18 protein-coding genes and 1 pseudogene are annotated in these 21,790 nt (G+C 60.4%); 16 read left to right on the top strand and 3 right to left on the bottom strand.

Translation table 11 applies throughout. From position 1 onward, the window contains the following. Positions 1-42: 42 nt before the first annotated feature. The 11 genes from AB4Z23_RS21605 to AB4Z23_RS21555 all read left to right on the top strand — a co-directional run bounded on the left by AB4Z23_RS21605 (position 43) and on the right by AB4Z23_RS21555 (position 14,447). On the top strand, positions 43-621 hold the full coding sequence (locus AB4Z23_RS21605) for a TetR/AcrR family transcriptional regulator (RefSeq protein ID WP_004431568.1): 579 nt from the start codon (positions 43-45) through the stop codon (positions 619-621). Next, a complete protein-coding gene (locus AB4Z23_RS21600; protein ID WP_019566585.1) occupies positions 618-1,220 on the top strand; it encodes a 2-hydroxychromene-2-carboxylate isomerase in 603 nt (200 codons plus the stop codon). The genes AB4Z23_RS21605 and AB4Z23_RS21600 overlap by 4 nt, the downstream gene beginning before the upstream one ends. A 121-nt stretch (positions 1,221-1,341) precedes the next feature. Next, positions 1,342-2,748, top strand: a complete 1,407-nt coding sequence (locus AB4Z23_RS21595; protein WP_019566586.1) for an FAD-binding oxidoreductase — start codon at positions 1,342-1,344, stop codon at positions 2,746-2,748. Positions 2,749-2,766: 18 nt separating this feature from the next. Beyond that, positions 2,767-5,061 (top strand): molybdopterin guanine dinucleotide-containing S/N-oxide reductase, encoded by a 2,295-nt coding sequence (locus tag AB4Z23_RS21590; protein WP_441360758.1) that lies wholly within the window; start codon positions 2,767-2,769, stop codon positions 5,059-5,061. A gap of 462 nt (positions 5,062-5,523) precedes the next feature. Then, positions 5,524-7,173: an ABC transporter substrate-binding protein gene (locus AB4Z23_RS21585; protein ID WP_441360757.1), complete on the top strand. Its 1,650-nt coding sequence runs from the start codon at positions 5,524-5,526 to the stop codon at positions 7,171-7,173. A gap of 37 nt (positions 7,174-7,210) precedes the next feature. Next, positions 7,211-8,218: an ABC transporter permease gene (locus tag AB4Z23_RS21580; protein ID WP_065658752.1), complete on the top strand. Its 1,008-nt coding sequence runs from the start codon at positions 7,211-7,213 to the stop codon at positions 8,216-8,218. Beyond that, on the top strand, positions 8,215-9,063 hold the full coding sequence (locus tag AB4Z23_RS21575; RefSeq protein ID WP_003518068.1) for an ABC transporter permease: 849 nt from the start codon (positions 8,215-8,217) through the stop codon (positions 9,061-9,063). Before AB4Z23_RS21580 ends, AB4Z23_RS21575 begins: the two co-directional genes overlap by 4 nt. Beyond that, positions 9,042-10,781 (top strand): dipeptide ABC transporter ATP-binding protein, encoded by a 1,740-nt coding sequence (locus AB4Z23_RS21570; RefSeq protein WP_112675597.1) that lies wholly within the window; start codon positions 9,042-9,044, stop codon positions 10,779-10,781. Before AB4Z23_RS21575 ends, AB4Z23_RS21570 begins: the two co-directional genes overlap by 22 nt. Continuing rightward, complete coding sequence (locus AB4Z23_RS21565; protein ID WP_441360756.1) at positions 10,778-11,857, top strand: LLM class flavin-dependent oxidoreductase; 1,080 nt, start codon at positions 10,778-10,780, stop codon at positions 11,855-11,857. Before AB4Z23_RS21570 ends, AB4Z23_RS21565 begins: the two co-directional genes overlap by 4 nt. Positions 11,858-12,049: 192 nt before the next feature. Beyond that, positions 12,050-13,153 (top strand): LLM class flavin-dependent oxidoreductase, encoded by a 1,104-nt coding sequence (locus AB4Z23_RS21560; RefSeq protein ID WP_003518064.1) that lies wholly within the window; start codon positions 12,050-12,052, stop codon positions 13,151-13,153. 112 nt (positions 13,154-13,265) lie between these two features. Next, entirely contained in the window at positions 13,266-14,447 is a 1,182-nt protein-coding gene (locus tag AB4Z23_RS21555; RefSeq protein ID WP_113291032.1) for an acyl-CoA dehydrogenase family protein, read from the top strand. Positions 14,448-14,472: 25 nt separating this feature from the next. On the opposite strand, the gene AB4Z23_RS21550 is transcribed toward AB4Z23_RS21555, so the two are convergent. Then, positions 14,473-15,993, bottom strand: coding sequence for an MFS transporter (locus tag AB4Z23_RS21550; RefSeq protein ID WP_149916415.1), 1,521 nt, complete (start codon positions 15,991-15,993; stop codon positions 14,473-14,475). A 151-nt stretch (positions 15,994-16,144) separates the two neighbouring features. Here AB4Z23_RS21550 and AB4Z23_RS21545 point away from each other — a divergent pair, with 151 nt between their 5' ends. From AB4Z23_RS21545 to AB4Z23_RS21525, 5 genes and pseudogenes are all read left to right on the top strand, one after another. After that, positions 16,145-16,993: a LysR family transcriptional regulator gene (locus AB4Z23_RS21545; RefSeq protein WP_019566595.1), complete on the top strand. Its 849-nt coding sequence runs from the start codon at positions 16,145-16,147 to the stop codon at positions 16,991-16,993. A 4-nt stretch (positions 16,994-16,997) separates the two neighbouring features. Further along, positions 16,998-17,480 (top strand): annotated as a pseudogene (locus tag AB4Z23_RS21540) (aromatic-ring hydroxylase C-terminal domain-containing protein); the annotation flags it as partial. Between the two features lie 145 nt (positions 17,481-17,625). Beyond that, the gene (locus AB4Z23_RS21535) at positions 17,626-18,408 is read left to right on the top strand and encodes a pyrroline-5-carboxylate reductase (RefSeq protein ID WP_035199847.1); all 783 of its coding nucleotides are present in this window, start codon (positions 17,626-17,628) and stop codon (positions 18,406-18,408) included. Between the two features lie 43 nt (positions 18,409-18,451). Further along, a complete protein-coding gene (locus AB4Z23_RS21530; RefSeq protein ID WP_035199845.1) occupies positions 18,452-19,297 on the top strand; it encodes a PhzF family phenazine biosynthesis protein in 846 nt (281 codons plus the stop codon). A gap of 27 nt (positions 19,298-19,324) precedes the next feature. Beyond that, a complete protein-coding gene (locus AB4Z23_RS21525; protein ID WP_019566599.1) occupies positions 19,325-19,921 on the top strand; it encodes an NUDIX domain-containing protein in 597 nt (198 codons plus the stop codon). A 145-nt stretch (positions 19,922-20,066) separates the two neighbouring features. On the opposite strand, the gene AB4Z23_RS21520 is transcribed toward AB4Z23_RS21525, so the two are convergent. Next, positions 20,067-20,990, bottom strand: coding sequence for an SMP-30/gluconolactonase/LRE family protein (locus AB4Z23_RS21520; RefSeq protein WP_441360755.1), 924 nt, complete (start codon positions 20,988-20,990; stop codon positions 20,067-20,069). A 35-nt stretch (positions 20,991-21,025) separates the two neighbouring features. Continuing rightward, positions 21,026-21,739 (bottom strand): GntR family transcriptional regulator, encoded by a 714-nt coding sequence (locus AB4Z23_RS21515; RefSeq protein ID WP_003518055.1) that lies wholly within the window; start codon positions 21,737-21,739, stop codon positions 21,026-21,028. Positions 21,740-21,790: the final 51 nt, after the last annotated feature.

Below are 21,790 nucleotides of genomic sequence, written 5' to 3'. Positions count from 1 at the left end.
CGACCTGTTCTTCCCATGAAACCACCAAGCTGAAGCGATAAAATGAGAGAAGCCATTCCAGACCAGATTCTCACCGCCGCCGGAGCGCTGTTTTATACCGAAGGTATCCGGGCGGTCGGTATCGACCGCATCATCGAAGAAGCGAAGGTCGCAAAAGCTACTCTCTATCGGCATTTTCCGTCCAAGGATCATCTTGTCGCGGCCTATCTTCAGGATCGCCACGATCGTGTCATTCGCTCGCTGAAGGATGTTCTGACGGCGACGATTGATCCAAGGGACCAGCTGCAGGTGATTTTCGAGCGGCTTTACGAGAAGGCCGACAGCCCTGAATTCAGGGGCTGTGCCTTTGCACTCGCGGTTGCCGAACACGGCGATTCCGAACGCGTCGTCACCGTGGCTCGAACCCACAAAAGAATGGTGCGGGATATTTTCGAGACCGTCATGTCGAAAGCGGGGGTGCGACTGGATCAGGCCGCCTCCCACCTTTCGCTTCTTTACGAAGGCGCACTTGCCACCGTCGCGGTCGGGCGCGATCCGCATGCCGTACTCATCGCCCGGGACTGTGCGCTCTCGGTGTTCGATCTCGCCACCGGCAAGATATCCTCAGGAGACAAGATATGACCAAGACCATCGACTATTTCTTCGGCATCGGCTCCCCCTGGGCCTTTCTCGGCCTGGATCCTTTCGCCGCGCTCGCTAACGAGCACAACGCCACGATACGGCCCTATGTCATCCCGCTGATCGAGGATAATGGCGCCATCTACTCACGCAACCGTCCGGAAGCGCGCCGCGCCTATTGGACGAAGGATTTGAAGCGATGGGCGGCGTTGCGCGGCAAGTCCCTTAACTTCGACAATCGCGCCGCCCTTTCCGATCCCACGCCGGCCGGCTTCATGGTCATTGCCGCGATCGATGCGGGCGAGGACTGGTTGAGGCTGACCAAGGCGCTTCAGGAAGCTTTCTGGGAAGGCGGCGAAGATATCGGCAATGCCGAAGTTCGCCGCGCAATCGCTGACAAGGCCGGTTTCGACGGTGCGGCGCTGGACGAACGCGGCGGAAGCGATGCCGTGGAAGCCATCCGGAAAGCCAATTATGAGGCCGCAAAGGCAGCCGGTGTGTTCGGGCTTCCGACATTCCGCTACGAGGACGAACTGTATTGGGGACAGGACAGCTTGCCCTTCCTCGAACGTCATCTCAAGGGCGAAAAACTGGCCGCCTGATCCCCGCCGAAAACCGGGTGACTGTCACGCCGTGGCCGCAACCCGGCCATGGCTCTCTCCAGACCATTCCCGTGGAGTTTCTCATGTCTCTTTTCCCGCCCTCCTCGCGCGGAGTATCGCGATGAGCGCACTGCCTCCCGCTCTCTCGGACTCTTTGCGCAACCGTTTCGGCGAGCGTTTTTCCACCGCGCAGGCATTGCGGGAACAACACGGCCGTGGCGAATCCCACCACACGCCGGCGATCCCGGATGCCGTCGTTTTCGCCGAGAGCACGGATGATGTGGCGGAAGCCGTGCGGCTTTGCGCCGCTGAAGGTGTTCCCGTCATCGCCTTCGGCACCGGCACTTCGCTCGAAGGCCATCTGACGGCAGTGCGTGGCGGTGTCTCCGTCGATCTGTCGCGCATGTCGAAAATCGTCCGCATCAGCGCCGAGGATCTCGATTGCACGGTGGAGGCCGGCGTCACGCGCGAGCAACTGAACACACATCTGCGCGACATGGGCCTGTTCTTTCCGATCGATCCTGGCGCCAATGCGTCCATCGGCGGCATGGCGGCAACCCGCGCTTCCGGCACAAACGCCGTGCGTTACGGCACAATGCGAGAAAACGTGCTGTCGCTGACAGTCGTCTTGCCGAACGGCCAGGTCATCCGCACCGGCGGGCGGGCGCGTAAATCATCAGCAGGTTATGACCTAACGCGGCTGTTCGTCGGCTCCGAGGGGACGCTCGGCATCATCACGGAAGTGACATTGCGACTCTACGGAATTCCCGAAACCATCTCGGCTGCACTTTGCTCCTTCGAAAGCGTCGAACAGGCAGTTGCGGCAGCCATTACGGTCGTGCAGCTCGGCATTCCAGTTGCGAGAATGGAATTAATGGACCGTGGCCTGATCGAGGCCGTCAACGCCTATTCCAGTCTTTCCCTCAAGGTCGAGGACACGCTCGCCTTCGAGTTCCACGGCTCGCCTGCTGGCGTGAAGGAACAGGTCGAGATGGTCGCTGCCATAGTGGAAGACAATGGCGGCAGGGATTTCGAATGGGCGAATGCGCCGGAGGACCGCAACCGCCTGTGGAAGGCGCGCCACAACGCGTTTTACGCCGTGGTCTCGCAGCGCCCGAACGCCAAGGGCTGGTCTTCCGATGTCTGCGTGCCGGTATCCGAGTTGAGCGGCTGCATCGTCAGGACCCGGGAATTGCTACGCGACTGCAGCGTGCCCGCCGCCATTCTCGGCCATGTCGGCGATGGCAACTATCATGTGGTCTTCGCCGTAGACCCTGCAAATCAAGCCGAACTCGACGAGGTGGCGGCAATCAACAAAAAGATGGTGCAGCACGCCATCTCGGTTGGCGGCACTTCCACCGGCGAGCATGGGGTTGGCACCGGCAAGATCGCTTATCTGCGGCAGGAACACGGCGACGCGGTGGACCTCATGGCGATCATCAAAAACGCCATAGATCCGGCCGGCATCATGAATCCGGGCAAGATCCTGCCGAGCCAAGACTTGCCCAGCCGCCGAGAAACGCTTTGACCGTGCGGGATTTCGCAGATGGATAATTACAAGACCCACAGCTCCCACTGGGGCGCCTTTTCCGGCAGCTACCGGAATGGCAAGCTCGATATCCGTCCACATCCGGACGATCCACACCCCTCGCCCTTGCTCGCCAATCTGCCGGCAATCGCCGATAGCGCCGCGCGCATCCGGCGTCCGGCGGTCAGGCGCGGCTGGCTGGAGGGGAAACCGGGCAACGCGCAGATACGCGGGGCGGACGACTATGTGGAGGTCGATTGGCCGCAGGCGGCGGACCTCGTCGCGAAGGAGCTTCAAAGGGTTTACGGCGATTACGGCCCACAGGCCGTGTTCGGCGGCTCCTACGGCTGGTCGAGCGCCGGGCGTTTCCATCACGCGCAAAGCCAGGTCCACCGTTTTCTGAACACGCTTGGCGGATATGTGCGCTCCGTCAACACCTACAGTTCCGGCGCGGCGATGGTCATCATTCCGCATGTGCTCGGACCCTACGATCATTTCGACCGCAAGAGCGTTACCTGGGATGCAATCGAGCGCAGCAGCGAATTGATCGTCGCCTTCGGCGGCATGGCGATCAAGAATACGGACGTGCATGGCGGCGGCAACAGCCTGCATATCGTGCCACAGAAGCTGAATGGCGCACGTGCACGCGGCGCGCGATTCGTGCTGATCAGCCCGCTAAAAGACGATTTTCCGAAAGACCTCAATGCGGAGTGGCTGCCGGTCATACCCGGTACCGATGTCGCGCTGATGCTCGGACTTGCGCATGTTCTCGTCACCGAGGGCCTGCACGATCGTGCGTTTCTTGACCGCTATGCCGTCGGCTATCAGCGTTTCGAAGACTACCTGCTCGGCCGGACCGATGGTGTGGCGAAAAGCCCCGAATGGGCTTCCGGGCTCTGCGGCATCGGCACGGAAACTATTAGGGAACTCGCCCGCACCATGGCGCGCGCGAGAACATTGATCACTGTCAGCCATTCGCTTCAGCGCGCCGATTATGGTGAGCAACCCGTCTGGCTGGGGATCGTTCTTGCCGCCATGCTCGGTCAGATTGGCCTCGACGGCGGCGGATATTCCTATTCCCTCGGCGCTTTGGGCAATGTCGGCAAGAACCTGCTGGCCGTTCCCCTGCCGACACTTAGCCAGTTCAAAAACCCGGTCGCGGATTTCATTCCGGTCGCGCGCATCGCCGACATGCTGCTCAATCCGGGTGGGGAATTTCACTATAACGGCCAGAGGATGCACTATCCCGATATCCGCTTGGTTTACTGGGCGGGTGGTAACCCGTTCCACCACCATCAGGATATCAACCGRCTACGGGCAGCGTTCAGACGGCCCGAGACCATCATCGTGCAYGAAACCGCATGGACATCATCTGCGCGGCATGCCGATRTCGTGCTGCCGGCGACGACAACTCTGGAGCGCGACGACATTGGCGCCGCCGACCGCGATCCTCTGATGATCGCGATGAAAAAGCTGATCGAACCGGTTGGTGAGGCGCGCGACGACTAYGAAATCTTCTCCGAGATCGCGCGCCGGCTCGGCAAATTCGAAACCTTCACCGAAGRYCGCAGCAGCCGGGAATGGCTTGCCTTCCTCTATGAAACAACGCGTGGGGCGCTTGCCGCCGGTGGGYAYGAGGCTCCCGATTTCGAAACGTTCTGGGAACGTGGAGAGATAGGTCTTCCGCTCAAGCCGGATGACGGAGGGCCTGCGCGTGCCTTCCGTGATGATCCCATAGCCTTCCCTCTGAAGACACCATCCGGTAAAATCGAAATCTTCTCCGAGACGATCGAGGGTTTCGGCTATGACGATTGCGGCGGCCATCCGCAATGGTATCCCGGCAGGACGAAACCGGAAGACGAAGCGCTCTATCCGCTGCATCTGGTGTGCAATCAGCCGCATCAGCGTCTGCACAGCCAGCTCGACTATGGCGCTTTCAGCCGCTCCACCAAGATTAAGGGCCGGGAACCCGTGCGCATCAACCCCGAAGATGCAGCCCGCCGGGGCATTGCCGATGGCGATATCATCAGGCTGTTCAACAGTCGTGGCAGCTGCCTCGCCGCAGCCGTCCTGAGCACGGATGTGCGCAACGGCGTGATGCAGCTGGCAACGGGTGCGTGGTTCGAACCGCATGACCGGCATGCAGAGCAAGCGAYGTGCATTCACGGCAATCCGAACATCCTGACGCGCGACATCGGCACCTCGAAACTGGCGCAGGGATCGACCGGTCAGATTACCAGAGTGGAGGTGGAACGTTTTGCCGGTGAGGCGCCTCCGGTGCGGATTTTCGAAAAGATGGCATTTGCAAAATAAGTGAGGGACCGGTGTTCCGGCACTGCCGGAAAAATCGCACCGCCAACGTATTCCGGGCGTCGGAAAAGCTGATCCTACCACCTTCGGAAACCGCGGCAAAATAATCCATTAATTCGATAGAAAAAGAACAACTGGTCTTTCTCCTTCTGGCCACCCTGCTACGTTAGACATCAAGAACCGAATTTCGAAACAAGGGACCGCGTCATGACCGCACGATGTATCAGCAAGCACGGCCTGCGATCGAACGAGCCGTCAATGGCTGAAAGTAACGGCTAAGCCGTAACATCGGTCGGACCCTCCAAGAGGTAACGCAGGCACATTTTTCCCGATTTCAGGACATTGAAACCACCGGCAAGGCTGTCGTGTGAAGCCTTTCGTGTGGCCGCAAAAGACCGGCGCAGAGCGGCGATAGTTCCTGAAATCACAAAGACAAGAAACAACGCGACCAATCAGGATTTTTTAATGACGATACGTTCYTCGCTTTTTTCCTTCTCCCGTCGGGGTCTGCTGACCACCACTCTCGCAGGGGCAATCGCGCTTCTGACGACGATGGSGCCTGCTCCGGTTGAGGCAGCCGATACCCCACGCAATGGCGGCGACATCACCTTCCTCATCGATTCTCTCGGCGACACCTGGATCCCGAATAACAGCGCCATTTCCAGCTTCCAGGGCCATATCTGGGGCCATGTCGCCGACAAGCTGCTTTATGTCGATGCCGACGGTAAGGTCAGCCCCTGGCTTGCCGAGCGCTGGGAGCAGAACGACAATGCCACCGAATTCACGCTTCACCTCAAAAACGGCGTGACCTTCTCCGATGGCACACCGCTGGATGCAGCGGCGGTCGTCGCCAATCTCGACATCTGGTATGCCGGACGCAAGAGCGAAGGCATCAACCCGATCGGTCTTTTCCCCAAGACCTACGACCATGCTGAAGCGGTGGACGCATCCACGGTGAAGGTCTTCTTCAAGAAGCCGACGCTCGGCTTTATTCCGACGCTCGGTTACCACGGCTCGATCCTGATCTCGCCGAAGACCATCGCCCAGCCCGCCACCCAGCAGGCCGATCTCAGCAAGACTTCCGGCAGCGGCCCCTATGTGGTCGAATCCTGGAAGGAGGGAGATTACGTCAAGCTGGTCAAGCGCAAGGAYTACAATTGGGGTCCTGCCGCCGTTGGCCACACCGGCCCAGCCTTCCTCGATTCCATCACCTATAAGCTGGTGTCGGAACCGTCGTTGCGTGTCGCCTCGGTCCAGTCCGGCCAGGCCGATGTCGCCTATAATGCTTCGCCGCAGGAACTGAAGTCGCTGCACGAAGAGGGCTTTACCGTCGCAACGCCGCGTTATCTCGGCTTCGTCAACGGCTGGGCGGTCAACACCAAGCTTCCGCCCTATGATGATGTGAAGGTTCGCCAGGCRCTKCAGGCCGGCGTRAACCGTCAGGAAATCATCGACACCGTCTATACGCCRGACTGGAAGCTCGCCACGTCCTTCATCCARAGCAACGTGCCGGGCGCGACCGACCACAGCGCACTTCTCGCTTACGATCCCGCCAAGGCCGAAAAGCTGCTCGACGAGGCGGGCTGGGTCAAGGGCGCCGATGGTATCCGGACCAAAGACGACAAACCGCTGTCGCTGACGATCCACTCCAATCCCTATCTCGCGACATCCAAGTCGGTCGATGAACTCATCGCCCAGCAACTCGGCAAGCTCGGCTGGAAAGTCGCTATTCGCGCTTACGACGTCGTGACCTTTGGTGAAAAGGTCAAATTCGGCGGTGCGGCCATCCCGACCTATGAGGTGACGCGCAGCTTCATCGATGCAGGCACCGTCGCCAGCATTCTCACCAACGCCAACAATGGCGAGAACTGGTTCGCCCTTGACGACCGCGACGCGACGCTCAACGGATTGCGCGACAAGATCGCCGGCGCCGGCTCTGTCGACGAGCGCAGCCCGCTTCTCGATGAGCTGCAGAAATATGTCCTTGAGCAGGGCTATTTCATTCCGCGAACGCAGATCGTGCAGCGGATCTACGTGCAGTCCCCGAARCTGAAGGGCGAAGTGTATAACGGCGTGGCTTATGCCAGCTACTAYACCGCCTCCATCAGCGACTGACGCGCACAACAAGGCAACGTTGAAGGAGGTCACCGGCATGAGCAATGCCTACCTAACCTACGCCGCAAAGCGGCTTGGCCAGGCGGTCGTCGTCATACTGCTGGCCTATGTCTTCACCTTCGTGGTCGTCAGCATCCTGCCTGGCGACCCGATCACCAGCGTGCTCAGGAACCCGCAAAACGGGTTTACCGAGCAGGAGATCGCGGAAATCATCGCCGCGCAGGGCCTCGACAGACCGGTTCTCGTGCAGCTGTGGTCGTCCCTGTCGGGGTTTCTGACTGGTGATCTGGGCATGTCGATGCGCTCCAACCGGCCGGTGGCGACCCTCATCGCTGAAGTGCTGCCATCGACACTGATCCTTGCATCCACGGGACTTGCCGTCGCCTTGATTCTGGCAATGGCCGTTGCTTACGGAACCCAGGTGGTACCAAAGCGCTACGGCCAGGGATTGCTACGAGCTTTCCCATCGCTGTTTCTCTCGACACCTAATTTTGTGATTGGCCTGATACTGATCCATCTCTTCGGCTTTCAGCTGCGCCTCTTCCGCGTTATCGAACCCGATAGCTTCTGGGCAACGGTGTTTGCCGCAATCACAATCGGAATTCCTTTCTCTGCGCAAATCGCCGAGGTACTTATAGCGAACCTCGACAGGGAGGCAGAACAGGAATACGCGGCCGTCGCCCGCAGCCGCGGCATCGGACAGGCGCGGCTGTTTGCACAGCATCTGCTCAAGCCTGCCTCGTTGCCCGTCGTCACCGTGATCGCCATCACCGTCGGTGAACTGCTTGGCAATTCACTGATCACCGAGTCTGTCTTTGGGCGAACCGGTCTCGGCAGCCTGGTGCAGCGCTCCGTGAGCACGCAGGACCTGCCCGTCCTGCAAGCGATCGTTTCGCTGGGAGCCGTGGTGTTCGTGCTCGTCAACCTGATTGCCGATCTTCTTTATCCCCTGCTCGATCCACGCGTGCAAATTCTCGGCGCGCGAAAGCCTCGCTTGGCCATTACAGAGGATCCCTCCACCACCACCAAGGCGGTGACACCATGACTTTCGCCTCGAACGCCTCCCTGCCGGGTGCGACCCCTGCAAACAGGCTGACAGGCCTGCGGATACCGCTGACCGTCGCCTTGTCCTTCGCCATTATCGCGCTCGTCGTCGCCTGGTCACTGGCGCCCGGCCTGTTTACCAGTCACAGCCCGGTCGTCGGGGTGCCGACGGACAAATTGCTCGGCCCAAGTCTCGCACACTGGTTCGGCACCGACCACCTCGGCCGCGATGTCTACGCACGCGTCGTTTATGGCACGTCCTCTTCCGTCTCCAGCGCACTCGTCGCTGTCGTCATCGGCGTCTTCGCCGGCGGTCTCATCGGGCTTCTTGCGGGCTTTCTCGGCGGCTGGGTCGATATCACACTTGCCCGGCTGGTCGATGTGCTCTTGGCAATTCCAAAGTTTYTGCTGGCGGTGATCGTGGTCACCGCCATAGGTTTCGAGACCATCAATGCCGCCATCGCCACCGGCGTCTCCGCCGTAGCGGTCTTTGCCCGCGTCACGCGTGCGGAGGTCATCAAGACCAGACAGGCGACATTCGTGGAGGCTTCGTACCTGCTCGGCGGCTCGCGCTGGTTCATCCTTCTGCGCCATGTTCTGCCTAACGCGTCACGCTCGGTGCTGCCGCTTGCCGTGTTGCAGTTCGGCGAGTCGATCCTCGTGATCGCAAGCCTTGCCTTTCTCGGATACGGCGACCCGCCGCCCGCCTCCGACTGGGGCCTGCTGATCTCGATCGGCAAGGACTACCTCAAATGGCCGTGGCTCGTATACGCCCCCGCCTTCGTCACAATCGCGACCGTCCTCTCTGTAAACAGGATCAGCCGATGGCTACGCAAGACAGACTGACCACCACTATCGCCCGCCCCGTTACCTTTGCGGCCAGACCGCAGCCGCAGCAGGCTCCTGTCCCGCTTCTCCGGGTCAACGATCTTTCGGTCGCCTATGGAGGCCAGGAGGTCGTCAGCAATGTCGGTTTCGAACTCGGCCGTGGCAAGAGCCTTGCCCTTATTGGCGAGTCCGGCTCCGGCAAATCGACAATCGCCCGTGCGGTCCTGCGGCTTTTGCCAAGCGGAGGACATGCCACCGGCCACGTCACCTTTGGTGATCAGGAGATATTGGGACTGCCAGAGCGCAACTTCCGACCGCTGCGGGGACGCGCCATCGGCTTTGTCCCGCAGGATCCAGGCAATTCGCTCAATCCGGTGCGGACAATCGGCGCGCAGGCCATGGAGGCGGCCGCACTTCTCGACGAGCCTGACAAGGCGATCCGCAAGGCCCTCATTCTCGAGACCTTCGCGCAGGTGGGATTGGACAACCCGGGTGTTGTCTACGAGTCCTACCCGCACCAATTATCCGGCGGCATGTTGCAGCGGGTGCTCATAGGCCTTGCGGTTCTGCCGCGCCCGTCACTTCTGGTCGCAGACGAGCCAACATCTGCGCTCGATGTGACGATCCAGAAGCGGATCCTCGATCTGCTCTCGCGGTTGCAGCACGAGCTGGATATCAGCCTGCTCCTCATCACACACGATCTGGCGATCGCCGCCGAACGGGCGGATTCGCTGGTAGTCCTGAAGGGTGGCAAGGTTCAGGAAGCCGGAAGCACCGCATCGGTGTTTTCCGCACCGGCCTCTGCCTATGCAAGGAAGCTGCATGCGGACGTGCCGGCACTCAATCCGGATCGCTACGCCCGGCTGCGCGATCCGGGTTTCCGTCTGCTGAAGGCAGAGTCCACCACGACGCCAAAGATCGCGGTCAATGCCGTCACCAAGAATTTCAGGGTCGGCGACAGGGTGCTGACGGCGGTCAACAACGTCTCCTTCAACGTGCCTGCAGGTACCACCCATGCGCTGGTTGGTGAGTCCGGCTCTGGCAAGACGACAACCATTCGGCTGCTGCTTGGCCTCGAGGAACCCGACACCGGCACAATATCGGTAGCCGGCGAAGAATTGACCGGCCGCTCCCGCACGTCGCTGCGTGCAACCTGGCGCCATCTTCAGTTCGTCTACCAGAACCCGTTTACCTCGCTTGATCCCACCTGGAGTGTCGAACAGCTGGTGCGCGAGCCGCTTGATCGTTTCAAGATCGGAACCCGTGCGGAACGGCTCAAAACTGTTCGTGAGGCTTTGGCCAATGTGGGCTTGAGCGAACACCTTCTCAACCGCAAGCCGACGGCCCTTTCGGGTGGCCAGCGCCAGCGCGTTGCCATTGCAAGGGCGCTGGTTCTCCGACCGGATGTGATCGTGCTCGACGAGCCGACCTCCGCACTTGATGTCAGCGTCCAGGCAGACATCGTCGATGTGCTGCTCTCGCTGCAGGCGAAGCTCGGCCTGACCTATGTTTTCGTCTCCCATGATCTGGCACTGGTACGCCAGCTCGCCCACACCGTTTCGGTGATGCAGCGCGGGCGTATCGTCGAACATGGAACGGTCGTCGATATCTTCGACAATCCGCAGCACCCCTATACCGCGTCGCTGCTGGAATCGATCCCATCCGGTGCCGCAACCATCGCCCGTGCGCCACAGCCGCCGCCCCGGCGGGTTCACGATAAGGAAAAGATCGCATGACCATCGCTGCACCCATCGATACTGCGTCYACGTCCTTCCGCCCCAAACAGCGGCTCGGCTTCAATACCCGTGTATCCTTCAGCGACGATGCCGGGCCGGCGCAGGGGCTGCGTGAGGGTATCGAACTGTTCAAGGYTGCCGAACAACTGGGCTACCAGTCCGGCTGGGCCTATCAGCGGCATTTCGATCACTATCTGTCCTCGCCACTTCCGTTCTTCGCCGCTGCCGGCCAGCATACCCGGCATATTACGCTCGGTTCTGCGGTCATCCCCATGCGCTATCAGGATCCGATCCTGCTTGCCGAGGCGGCCGGCACGACCGATCTTTTGATTGATGGGCGACTGGAACTTGCCATTTCGACCGGCGCAAACGCCGCCTTTGACGCGGTATTCGGCACGGTCGACACCGATGCCCGCACAGAGGCCAGACGTCGTCAGGCCCGCTTCCTCTCGGCAATCGCTGGCGATGTCCTGCACCGTGTCGAAGGCGGCCAATCCAACCCGGAGGGCACGGCACTGCGTGTCACGCCGCATAGCCCGACACTGCGTTCGCGCATCCGGCAGGGTGCAGCAAGCATTGCTTCGGCTGTGCAGGCGGCGGAACTCGGCATCGGCCTTATCTCGGGAACCGTCCAGCACGATCAGGCAGAAGGCGAGAGCTTCGGGGAATATCAGGCCCGAATCATCGAGGCCTTCCGTTCCACATGGCGAAAGACATGGACAACGGAACCGCCGCCGGTCGCCGTCGCCGCCTCCATCCTGGTTGGCACCACAGCCGAGCTTCGCGAAAAATACGCCGCCTATGATCTGGAGCGGCGTACCAAGGGTATTGCCGCGTCTCGCCCCAAAGGCGCTCTCGAACAGGCAGCCCAGCCAGCGGGGTTTCAAATTTCGCCCGTTTTCCAGGGCACGCCCGATCAGGTGCTGGAATCGGTATTCAACGATCCGGGCCTTGCAGCAGCCGATGAGGTCGTGCTGTTTTTGCCGCCTGCCTTCGGTCTCGCCGAAAACATACAACTGCTGACCGATCTGGCGGACACGGTGGCTCCGGGCCTGGGCTGGTCGCCCACCTTTTAACCGTTAGGGCACCGAGCGATTGCCACTTCGTGGCAGCGACTTGAAGACGGAAACGCGGCGGCGGTTGCTGGTCCTATATCGAAGGCCGTCACAGGGAATATTTTCTACATATTCGATAGAAAAAGAAAGACCTGTCTTCCTCGTTCCTACGCCGCGCCCTAACATGCTTGCATTGAACCTGAAGGAGCGCCCATGTCCGCGGAATTTATCAGCGTAAGCTTTCCCAATGCATCGAACGATCTAAACCCCGTTCCAGACGCACCTGTGGATCCTGTTTTTCTGGAGCGCTATGCCCGCGCCCTTGATGATTACGGTTTCAACTATACGCTGATCCCYTACTCCTCATCGTCTTTCGATCCTTTCACGCTGGGCGCCACGGTGCTCGCGCACACGAAAAACATCAAGATCATCGTCGCCCTGCGGCCGAACACGGTTTATCCCACAGTTGCGGCCAAGTCGCTCGCGACGCTCGATCAGTTGAGTGGTGGACGTGTCGTGGTGCACTTCATTGCCGGCGGCAGCGATGAAGAACAGGCGCGTGAAGGCGACTTCCTCAACAAGGAAGAACGCTATGAGCGCCAGGAGGAATATATCCGCATCCTGCGCCTGGCCTGGACCTCGAAAGAGCCCTTCGACTTCGACGGAAAATATTACCAGTTCAAGCAATTCCGCAGCGCGGTGCGGCCCACAAACGGGCTTATTCCGATTTCGCTCGGTGGCTCCTCGGACGCCGCCTATCGCATCGGTGGTTCGCTCTGCGATATCTTCGGCCTGTGGGGAGAGCCGCTTGCCGAAACCAAGCAGCAGATCGAGCGGGTCTATGCGGAAGCCGCAAAAGCGGGCCGCACGGATCGCCCCCGGATCTGGGTCACATTCCGGCCGATCGTCGCCGAGACGGACGAGCTTGCCTGGGAAAAGGCTCACAGAACTCTGGATCGGTTGAACGAGAACCGCCAGAAAGGCGTAACACGCGCACCGCTCAACGCGCCGCGCCCGGCCAATGTCGGTTCGCAACGGCTTCTGGAAATCGCCGCACGCGGCGATGTGCATGATCGCGCCCTCTGGTATCCGACGGTCACCGCCACCAATGCCAGCGGCGCCACCACTGCGCTGGTCGGTTCGCCACGCACCATTGCGGATTCCATCCTCGACTACATCGATCTTGGCGCTGACCTGATCTCGATCCGCGGCTACGACAATTACAACGACGCGGTGGATTATGGCCGCTACATCCTGCCGCTTGTCCGCGAAGGCATTCGCGAACGGGAAGATGCGAAGAAAAAGACCGCTGCATGATGCCGCGATCCGGCCCGGTCGCCTGACCGGGCATTTTTTTGAAGTGCGGACGGAGCCAATCGCCCCTGATGGGGAAATGGTATTCCCCACAGACAGAGAGCCTCGACCACGCATGTCTCATGACCCAACTGTCCTAGACGCAACCGCTCGCATCCTTGAACAGGCCGCACCGGATGCGGACCAGACTGGCCAGTTTCCCTGGACGGGTATCCGTGCCGTTCACGAAAACGGCCTCCTCGAAAGCACAGTTGCGACACGTTATGGCGGCCAGGGAGCGACGCTTGCCGATACCGCCCACATTCTCGCGGCACTTGGCCGGGGCGATCCTTCCGTGGCGCTGATCAGCGCCATGACGATCTTTACCCATCTCGCCCAGGCCGCGAAAAACCACTGGCCCGAAGATCTCTACCGGCGGCTTCTGACGGACGCCAAACAACGGCCGTTGCTGCTCAATGCCGCGCGTGTCGAGCCGGAGCTGGGGTCGCCGGCGCGCGGTGGCCTTCCCGCGACGCTCGCCCGCCGGACAAACAATGGCTGGTCTATCACGGGCCGAAAACGCTTCGTGACGGGCGCATATGGTCTCACGCATTTCCTCGTCTGGGCGCATACTGACGAAACGCCGGCGCGGGTGGGAACATTCGTGGTGCCGAACGGGTTGCCGGGCATCAAGGTCATCGAGAACTGGCAGAGCCTCGGCATGCGCGCTACGGGATCGCACGATGTCGAATATGCCAATGTCGAAATCCCGGCGGAAAACGTCATCGACCTCGTCGATCCATCGGTCGCCCAGCAGGACAACCGGGCGCATGCGGCACTCACGCTGGCTTTGACAGCGCTTTACCTCGGCGTGGCAGAAGCCGCTCAGGCCAAGTTCATCCGCTTCGCGCATGAGCGTGTGCCGGCCAATCTCGGCCATCCCATCGCCCGCACGGAACGTTTCATAACGCTTTCAGGCGAAATCGATCTTCTGGTCTCAGGCGCCCGCCAGATCATTTTCGGCACGCTCGAAAACAACAATGGCGATGCGGAAGGATTCATCAGGGCAAGGCTGCTTGCCGGCCGGCAGCTGCGTGATGCCGTCGAGATCGCAGTGCGCGGCATCGGCAATCCAGGTCTTGGTAGCGAACTGGGCCTCGAACGACATTTCCGCGACATCCAGACGGTGCTCGTCCATGCGCCGCAGGAGGATACGTCGATTGCGATTCTGGGCCGCTCCGCCTTTGGCCGCTGGAGCCGCGAGGAGACTGCGGCCGCAAAACCATCGGCAGGACTGCAAATCCTGAAATCCGCCTGACTATCGTCCCAGCGCCAGGGCACCACTAACCGTGGGCAAGCTTTCGCGCCGGGCCGAAGATCACAAAGCTCAGAGCGGCGAGCAACCAGACACTGATGCCGGCATAAAGCATGACCAGACCGAAACCGTCTGCGAGTGCCTGATGGACGAGTGCATCCGAAACACGCTCCACCGACGATCCCGCGGTTCCCGCCGCGATCTTCTCCGCGAGCGAACGCAGGGCGGGCAAATCCGCGCCGGACGGCAGGTTGGCCCTAAGCGACGACCAGACGCCCTCAACCAGAATGAAGCCCATGATCGGGATGTTGATGGCAAGCGAGATCATTCGCGCGCTCATGTCGATGCCGGAGGCCATGCCGGAACGGGCAGCGGGAACGGCACCGGTTGTCGTATTGGTGACCGGCGTGTTGGTGAGGCCAAGCCCGACACCGGACAGGATGCAGCCGGGCAGCATGGTGAGCCAGCTCGCATCTGCGACACTGCTGCCAAGTTTCATCAGCATGAAACCGAGACCGATGGTGAACAGCCCGGCCGGGACGACAAGACGGGGTTGATAACGCAGCGACAGGCGCTCGGCCAACGGCGGTACGACCAGCGCTGGCAGCGTATAGGCAAGCAGACCGAGACCGGCGGTGACGCTGTCATAACCAAGGCCCGCCTGAAACCAGATCGGCAGATAGATCATGAACGGCCAGAAGCTGATGTTCATCGCCGCCGAGCCGATAATCGCGCCGGAAAATGGCCGGATGCGGAATACGGAGAAATCGAACATCGGCCTTGGCGTGAGCTTTTCGACGATCACGAAGGCGATGAAACTCGCGACTGATAGACCAAGGATCAGAAGTGCCTTTGAACTGGCAAAGCCGAGTTCCGGTCCCTGGGTGATGAAAAACGCAAGGCAGAACACGGCAACCGAGAGTGTGGCGATACCGGCAAGATCAAGACGGGTCGCATCCGGATCACGCGATTCTTCCACACCGCTTGCGGCAAGGAACAGTGTCACGATGCCGAGCGCCACGTGAACGAGGAATACCCACTCCCAGCTCCACAGCGCAACGATGGCTCCGCCGATGATCGGCCCGAAACCCAGCCCGACGCCGGAGACAATACCCCACCAGCCGAAAGCCATTCCACGCTCGCGGGCCGTGCGGAACTGATGTGACAGAATGGCGATCTGGCATACCAGCATCGCTCCACCGCTTAGTCCCTGAAGGAAGCGTGCGCCGATCAGCACCGCCACGCTTTCAGTCATGCCGCAGGCGAGGGAGGAAATGGCGAAAGCGACGATGGTCGCGATGAAGACGCGTTTGCGACCGAAGCGGTCGGCCAACGCGCCGGTTGCCATCAGCACCATCGTCACGCCGATCGTATAGGCGTTCATGATCCACTGCAGCTGCCGGAAATCCGCGTGCAGCACCTGCTCGAGCGTCGGCAGGATCGCCGGCACGCTGGAGATTTCCAGCCCGAACATCAGAGCGGAGAGACAGACGGCGGCGAGCGCAATGGCACTTCTACTCCGGGTTGGGGCGGTAACGGCAAGGGTCATTCTTCAGCCTTTCGTGGTTCGGACTGAAGCATCAGAAGACATGCACGCTTCGATCCGTGTTTTGCAGAGTCCAAGGCAAATTAGTGAAAGCTTGACCATAACTGAATTGGATGCTTGGATATTTCAGAGACAACAAATTTGGATTATTAAAGTGACCACTCTGGATGTGGATGCCGTTCAGGCTTTCGTCACCATTGCCGATCTGCAGAGCTTCACCCGCGCTGCCGAAACGCTCGGAACCACGCAGGGTGCCATCAGCGTCAAGCTCAAGCGGCTGGAAGACCGGCTCGGCCAGCGGCTTCTTGAACGGACGCCGCGCTCGGTGCGCCTTTCCGCGCAAGGCGCAGTGTTTCTAACACCAGCCCGCGAATTCCTTGCCGCGCATGATCGCGCCATGGCAGGGCTTTTTTCCACGCGCCGACGCTTTGGCCTTGGCATAGCCGCCCATGTTGCAGGGCCGGAAGTGCCAACGCTGCTGGCGCGGCTCAACGCGCACGATCCGGGACTGACGATAGAAGTGCGGATGGACAATTCCCGCACGTTGCTGGATGCCTTCGACCGCGGCGAGATCGATGCTGCAATCATCCGGCGCGAGGATGACAGGCGTGATGGCGAAGTGCTCGGGCAAGAGCATTTCGGCTGGTTCGCAGCCCCGCAATTCGAGCATCGTCAGGGCGAGCCGCTGCGACTGGCAGCGCTTTCGCCCGCCTGCGGTGTACGTGACATCGCCACTCGTGCTCTTGATTCCGCCGCCATCGCGTGGACGGAAGTCTTTCTTGGCGGCACCTCATCGATGGTGACCGCGGCCGTTTCGGCAGGTCTCGCCATTTCGGCATTCTCCTGCCGCCTGGCGCCACCCGGTACAATCGAGGTCAGCCAGCGTTTCAGCCTCCCGCCGCTGCCTTCCACCGAGATCGTGATGTTCTCGACCCTTACCGACAGCAGATCCCGTGAGGCGCTGCGCACACTGGCCGCCGCTTTCCGGGAGCATCGACCGTGACACAGAGCGACACCCAGTGGGTGCACAGGTCCTTGACTGGTCGCGCGCCCAGGTCGCACTGATGCGCCCAAGCCGGAGCACACGAGCGCTGGAAGCCATCATCCGCGATCTCATCGAGACCCGCGACGGCGCGACGTATTTCGCCGAGCGCGTATGCGGCATTTCCCTCCGCTATGAGCTAGGCGAGAACCATCCGCTGGTGGGCTGCAGCGTTCCGGACTTCGAACTGGCGGACGGGAGCAGGACCGGCGAACTTCTGAGAAAGGGCAAAGGTCTGCTTTTGAATTTTAGCGTGGACGCATCGCTTGAAGCGCTGGCAGGCCGCTGGAACGGCCGGATCTTCTATGTCGTCGGCAATGCCATCGATCAATTGGGCTTGAGCACAGTCCTGGTGCGCCCCGATGGTATCGTCGCCTGTGCCACGGAGTCTGCTCCGGACAAGGAGAAATTCGCAAGGGCAGCAGCCCTTTGGTTCGGAGAGATTTGAAGGTTATGTGAAGTGGCCGATCCGGTTGCCAAGCCATTTCTTCGGCAGATATGCCAGCCCCCGGCAATCTCGAGATTGTTTCATCGCCTTCCTGCGTCAGCCGTACCGATGTATCGTTCCTTCCTATCAATGCAATGGAGTCATCATGTCCCTTCCCCAGAAAATCGGCTTTATCGGAACCGGCGCTATCACCGATGCGATGGTGCGGGGGCTCCTCAGCACGCCTGCCGCCGTGCCGCATGTCATGGTGTCCCAACGCAGCGCGGATATCTCGGACAGGCTTGCCGCCGATTTCCCGCAGGTGATCGTCTCCAGCGACAATCAGGCGATTGTTGACGGCTGCGATACCGTCGTTCTGGCCATCCGCCCGCAGATCGCCGAGGACGTCATCCGGCCGCTGCGGTTTCGCGAGGGGCAGAAAGTCATAAGCGTCGTTGCCGCAACCGGTCGACATGCACTGCTTGACTGGATCGGCGCGGATGTGCGCCTGACCCAGGCGATCCCGCTGCCTTTTGTCGCCCGCCGCAAAGGCGTCACGGCCGTTTACCCCTCCGATGCGGATACCGCCGCGATCTTCAACGTGCTCGGCAATGCGGTGGAATGTGAAACAAAGGCGGAATACGACCTTCTCGCCGCCGCAAGCGCCCTGATGGCAACCTATTTCGGCATTCTGCAACAGACGACGGAGTGGTTGGCCGAAAACGGCCTGCCGGAAGAAAAGGGCCGCGCCTATCTTGCACCCCTCTTCGCCGGCCTCTCCGAAGTGGCGCTGCTTGCCGGCAAGGACACGGACTTTACCGATCTCAGCCGCGAATTCGCCACCAAGGGTGGCCTGAACGAGCAGGTTCTTCAGGACTTTGACGGCAATGGCGGTTCGAGCGCATTGAAGCGGGCATTGAGCCGCGTGCTGGAACGGATTACGCAATAGACAGTCCGCGCCGACAATCGATCCGAACTGAAAGAACGATGCCATGACCTTTACTATCCATATGATCGATGTATTCGGCTCCGGCCCGCTTTCTGGCAATCCGCTGGCGGTCGTCACGGGTGCAGACACCTTGACCACGGATGACATGCAGCGATTGACGCGGTGGTTCAATCTGTCCGAAACCACGTTTCTGCTGCCGCCCACCCACCCCCAAGCTGATTACCGTGTCCGGATATTCTCACTGGACCGGGAGATGCCTTTTGCCGGACACCCTACGCTCGGCACTTGCCATGCCTGGCTTTCCGAAAACGGCCTGCCCAAAAGCGAAACGGGCATCGTTCAGGAGTGTGGTGCCGGTCTGGTCACGATCCGTCACGCGCATGGTCGACTTTCCTTTGCCGCTCCGCCCCTTATCCGTTCCGGCGCGCCGACACCCGCAGAGCTGGAAGAGGCCCGGCAGCTGCTGGGAATAGAGACACGCGACATCGTTGATGCCGCATGGATCGACAATGGCCCCGGCTGGTTGGGGATCAGGCTGGCATCGGCTGAGAAGGTGCTTGCCCTTGAGCCGGTCCGCAGCTGGCCCGGCCGCATTGACGTTGGCGTCGTTGGTCCGCACGCAAATGGCGGCGAAGCCGCCTTCGAGGTTCGCGCCTTCTTCAGCGATCATCTGGGCGCCATCGCCGAGGATCCGGTCACCGGAAGCCTCAACGCCTCGCTGGCGCAATGGCTGTTTGCGACAGGCGTGGTCGCGGAAGACTATGTCGCCGCCCAGGGCACACGTCTTGGCCGTAAAGGCCGCATTTACCTGACCCGCGATGATACCGGCCAGATATGGGTCGGCGGCGAGACACGCACGCAAGTCGAAGGCCGGCTGCACGGCCTTTGAAAAGACAGATAATGACGAGGTGACTTGATGAATAGCAGCGTTTACCGCCCGATTTCGCAACGCGTATTGGCGGATGATTGGGGACGGCTGACCAAATATGAGTATGAACTTCAGCTAAGGGACGGAAGCTGGCAACGGCAGACCCGGGAGGCGTATGATCGCGGCAACGGAGCGACATGCCTGTTGTACAACCCCGCAAACGACCATGTTTTGCTCACCCGCCAGTTCCGTTTGCCGGTTCTCTTGAACGGCGGCCTCGAGTCGCTGATCGAGACTCCGGCGGGGCTGCTGGAAGGCGCTGAACCGGCAGCGCGCATGCGTGCGGAACTGATGGAGGAGACCGGTTATGAGGTTTCCGAACTCACCCATCTGTTCGATATCTATATGAGCCCCGGATCGGTCACCGAATACCTCGCCTTTTTCTACGGCGAATATGCCGAGAACCATAAAGTGGGCACAGGCGGCGGCTCCGCGGACGAGGGAGAAGACATAGACGTGCTGGAAATCGCTCTGCCAGACGCTATGCAGATGATCAGCCGCGGCGATATTCGCGACGCCAAGACCATCATTCTGCTGCAGCACCTCACCATCCGGCTTTTGCAGGAAAAGCACGGAACACGCTGATCTCGACCGCAATATCTACCAATGCGGAAGCGATGCTGATTACGGCCAGACTACAGGATCAACAGGACGAATTTGCCTGACGTAGACTGGCCGAAACCCATCACTTGCGTTGGGCAACAAAGATCAAAGACTTACGATTTGGGCTTCACCTGCCATCCTCAAAACGGAATGCGGGAAAGCCCTTGATGTCGGACGGAATGACCCAAACGCCACCGGAAAGAGGTACCTCGCTCAGCCTGTCTTGCGTCATGTTATGGCGGTGCGATGTCACGAAAAGCGAGCCGAAATCCGGCCCGCCAAAGCAGGGCATCGTTGGATGCGGAACAGGCATCCTTACCGTCCCGATCTGTTGACTGCCGTCTTCCGAGAAAATGTTCAAAACGCCGGCAGAGACACCCGCGCTCCAATATCGGCCGCTTATGTCAAGACATCCACCATCGGGCCTTCCGGTCTCTTCCTGCATTTGTGCGACGAGCACACCTTCATCAAATACACCGTTGGTTTTGTCGAAATTCCGCCTGCGTATCCATTTCTGTACGGAATCGCTTTGCCACATGACGGAACCGTCCTGCGAAAAAGCGAGGCCGTTGGGACATGTCAGTCCGGTCTGGATACGTTCGGCCCCGTTATTCGTAATACGCCAGAGCTCTCCATGGGGCTGCATCTGCGAGAGCGGGACATTGTGCATGGTACCAACCCAGAAAGCTCCATCCGGACCGACACGTCCGTCATTCAGCCGGCAGGCGATGCCTTCAGGTGCGGGAATGGAATGAAGTGTGCGCCGCGCGCCGCTTTCCGGATTGAGGATGAGTATATCCATCCCGCAAGCGGCAATCAGATCACCGCTCYGACAGAGCCCAAGACTGGAGACGGTTTCCGGGAACGTCCATTCACGATACTGGACGCCGCCCATCCCAGCTGAACGTAGCTTCTTGCCAAGAATGTCGCACCAGAACAGGACCTGACGTCTTTCGTCCCACACCGGGCTTTCCGCAAGAATGCTGATTTCGTCGCACAGGAGTCCTGCCTGATCGATCGCAGGCGCGTTGTCGAAATTTGCTGTTGTCATTTTCTGTCTGAACCGTTGAATTGCGCAGCGTGGCGTTATTCGAAATATTCCTGATGTGCTTCGAAGATCTGCGACAGAATGCCGAGGACGCGGCGGAGATGCTGGCGCAGATAATCCACCGCGCTCTCCTCCTCACGTGCCTTGATTGCATTGTAGACGGCCTCATGCTCCGTCAGCAGTCTGGCCATGTGTGCTTCGTCGGTAATCGCCAGCGCTCGCAGGCGGTCTAGCCCAGCCTTTTCCCGGATCAACAGGGTCTCCAGCCTTTCGAGGCCGGTTGCGGCGGCAAGGGCGCTGTGGAACTGGTCGTCATGGATACGGAAGGCCTTTTTGTCGCCAAGCTCCATCGCCACACGCTGGCCTTCCAGCGCATGCAGGATTTCCTGGTCCGCTTCGGCCGGAATGCCGGTCTGGCAGAGCCTGCGGGCAGCGGCAACCTCCAGCGCCTCACGAATGAACTGCGCGCTGCGGATATTTTTGTCCGACAGTCTGGAGACATAGGTCCCGCGGCTCGGCAGGGTGACGATCAAACCGTCATCTCGCAGCCGGCTCAACGCCTCGCGCACCGGGGTGCGGCTGGAGTTGAAGGACTGGCCAATCTCGTTTTCCGACACGGCTTGGCCCGGAAACAGCTCCCGCGAAAGGATGGCAGATTTCAGCGCCGAATAGATCTGGTCCACAACCGGTCGGTTGAAATCCAGTCGTTCCATCATCGGCACCGTGCCGCCTGTCATCGGGATCTTTGGCATACGCTCTCCAAATGTCTTTCTCTATAACCGGTATACCGGAACACTGGTGTG

Source organism: Agrobacterium sp. MCAB5, assembly GCF_052114365.1.
In the GTDB taxonomy this organism is placed as follows: Bacteria; Pseudomonadota; Alphaproteobacteria; order Rhizobiales; family Rhizobiaceae; genus Agrobacterium; species Agrobacterium tumefaciens.
The sequence above is the reverse complement of the archived record's forward strand: the minus strand, read 5'-3'. Positions and strand labels throughout refer to the sequence as shown.

What these genes read in the sequence shown, in the direction of transcription:
- AB4Z23_RS21595 (WP_019566586.1), top strand. Translation starts at nt 1,342, where the DNA reads ATGAGCGCACTGCCTCCCGCTCTCTCGGACTCTTTGCGCAACCGTTTC.
- AB4Z23_RS21530 (WP_035199845.1), top strand. Translation starts at nt 18,452, where the DNA reads ATGACCTTTACTATCCATATGATCGATGTATTCGGCTCCGGCCCGCTT.
- AB4Z23_RS21555 (WP_113291032.1), top strand. Translation starts at nt 13,266, where the DNA reads ATGTCTCATGACCCAACTGTCCTAGACGCAACCGCTCGCATCCTTGAA.
- AB4Z23_RS21580 (WP_065658752.1), top strand. Translation starts at nt 7,211, where the DNA reads ATGAGCAATGCCTACCTAACCTACGCCGCAAAGCGGCTTGGCCAGGCG.
- AB4Z23_RS21525 (WP_019566599.1), top strand. Translation starts at nt 19,325, where the DNA reads ATGAATAGCAGCGTTTACCGCCCGATTTCGCAACGCGTATTGGCGGAT.
- AB4Z23_RS21570 (WP_112675597.1), top strand. Translation starts at nt 9,042, where the DNA reads ATGGCTACGCAAGACAGACTGACCACCACTATCGCCCGCCCCGTTACC.
- AB4Z23_RS21515 (WP_003518055.1), bottom strand. Translation starts at nt 21,739, where the DNA reads ATGCCAAAGATCCCGATGACAGGCGGCACGGTGCCGATGATGGAACGA.
- AB4Z23_RS21600 (WP_019566585.1), top strand. Translation starts at nt 618, where the DNA reads ATGACCAAGACCATCGACTATTTCTTCGGCATCGGCTCCCCCTGGGCC.
- AB4Z23_RS21605 (WP_004431568.1), top strand. Translation starts at nt 43, where the DNA reads ATGAGAGAAGCCATTCCAGACCAGATTCTCACCGCCGCCGGAGCGCTG.
- AB4Z23_RS21535 (WP_035199847.1), top strand. Translation starts at nt 17,626, where the DNA reads ATGTCCCTTCCCCAGAAAATCGGCTTTATCGGAACCGGCGCTATCACC.
- AB4Z23_RS21550 (WP_149916415.1), bottom strand. Translation starts at nt 15,993, where the DNA reads ATGACCCTTGCCGTTACCGCCCCAACCCGGAGTAGAAGTGCCATTGCG.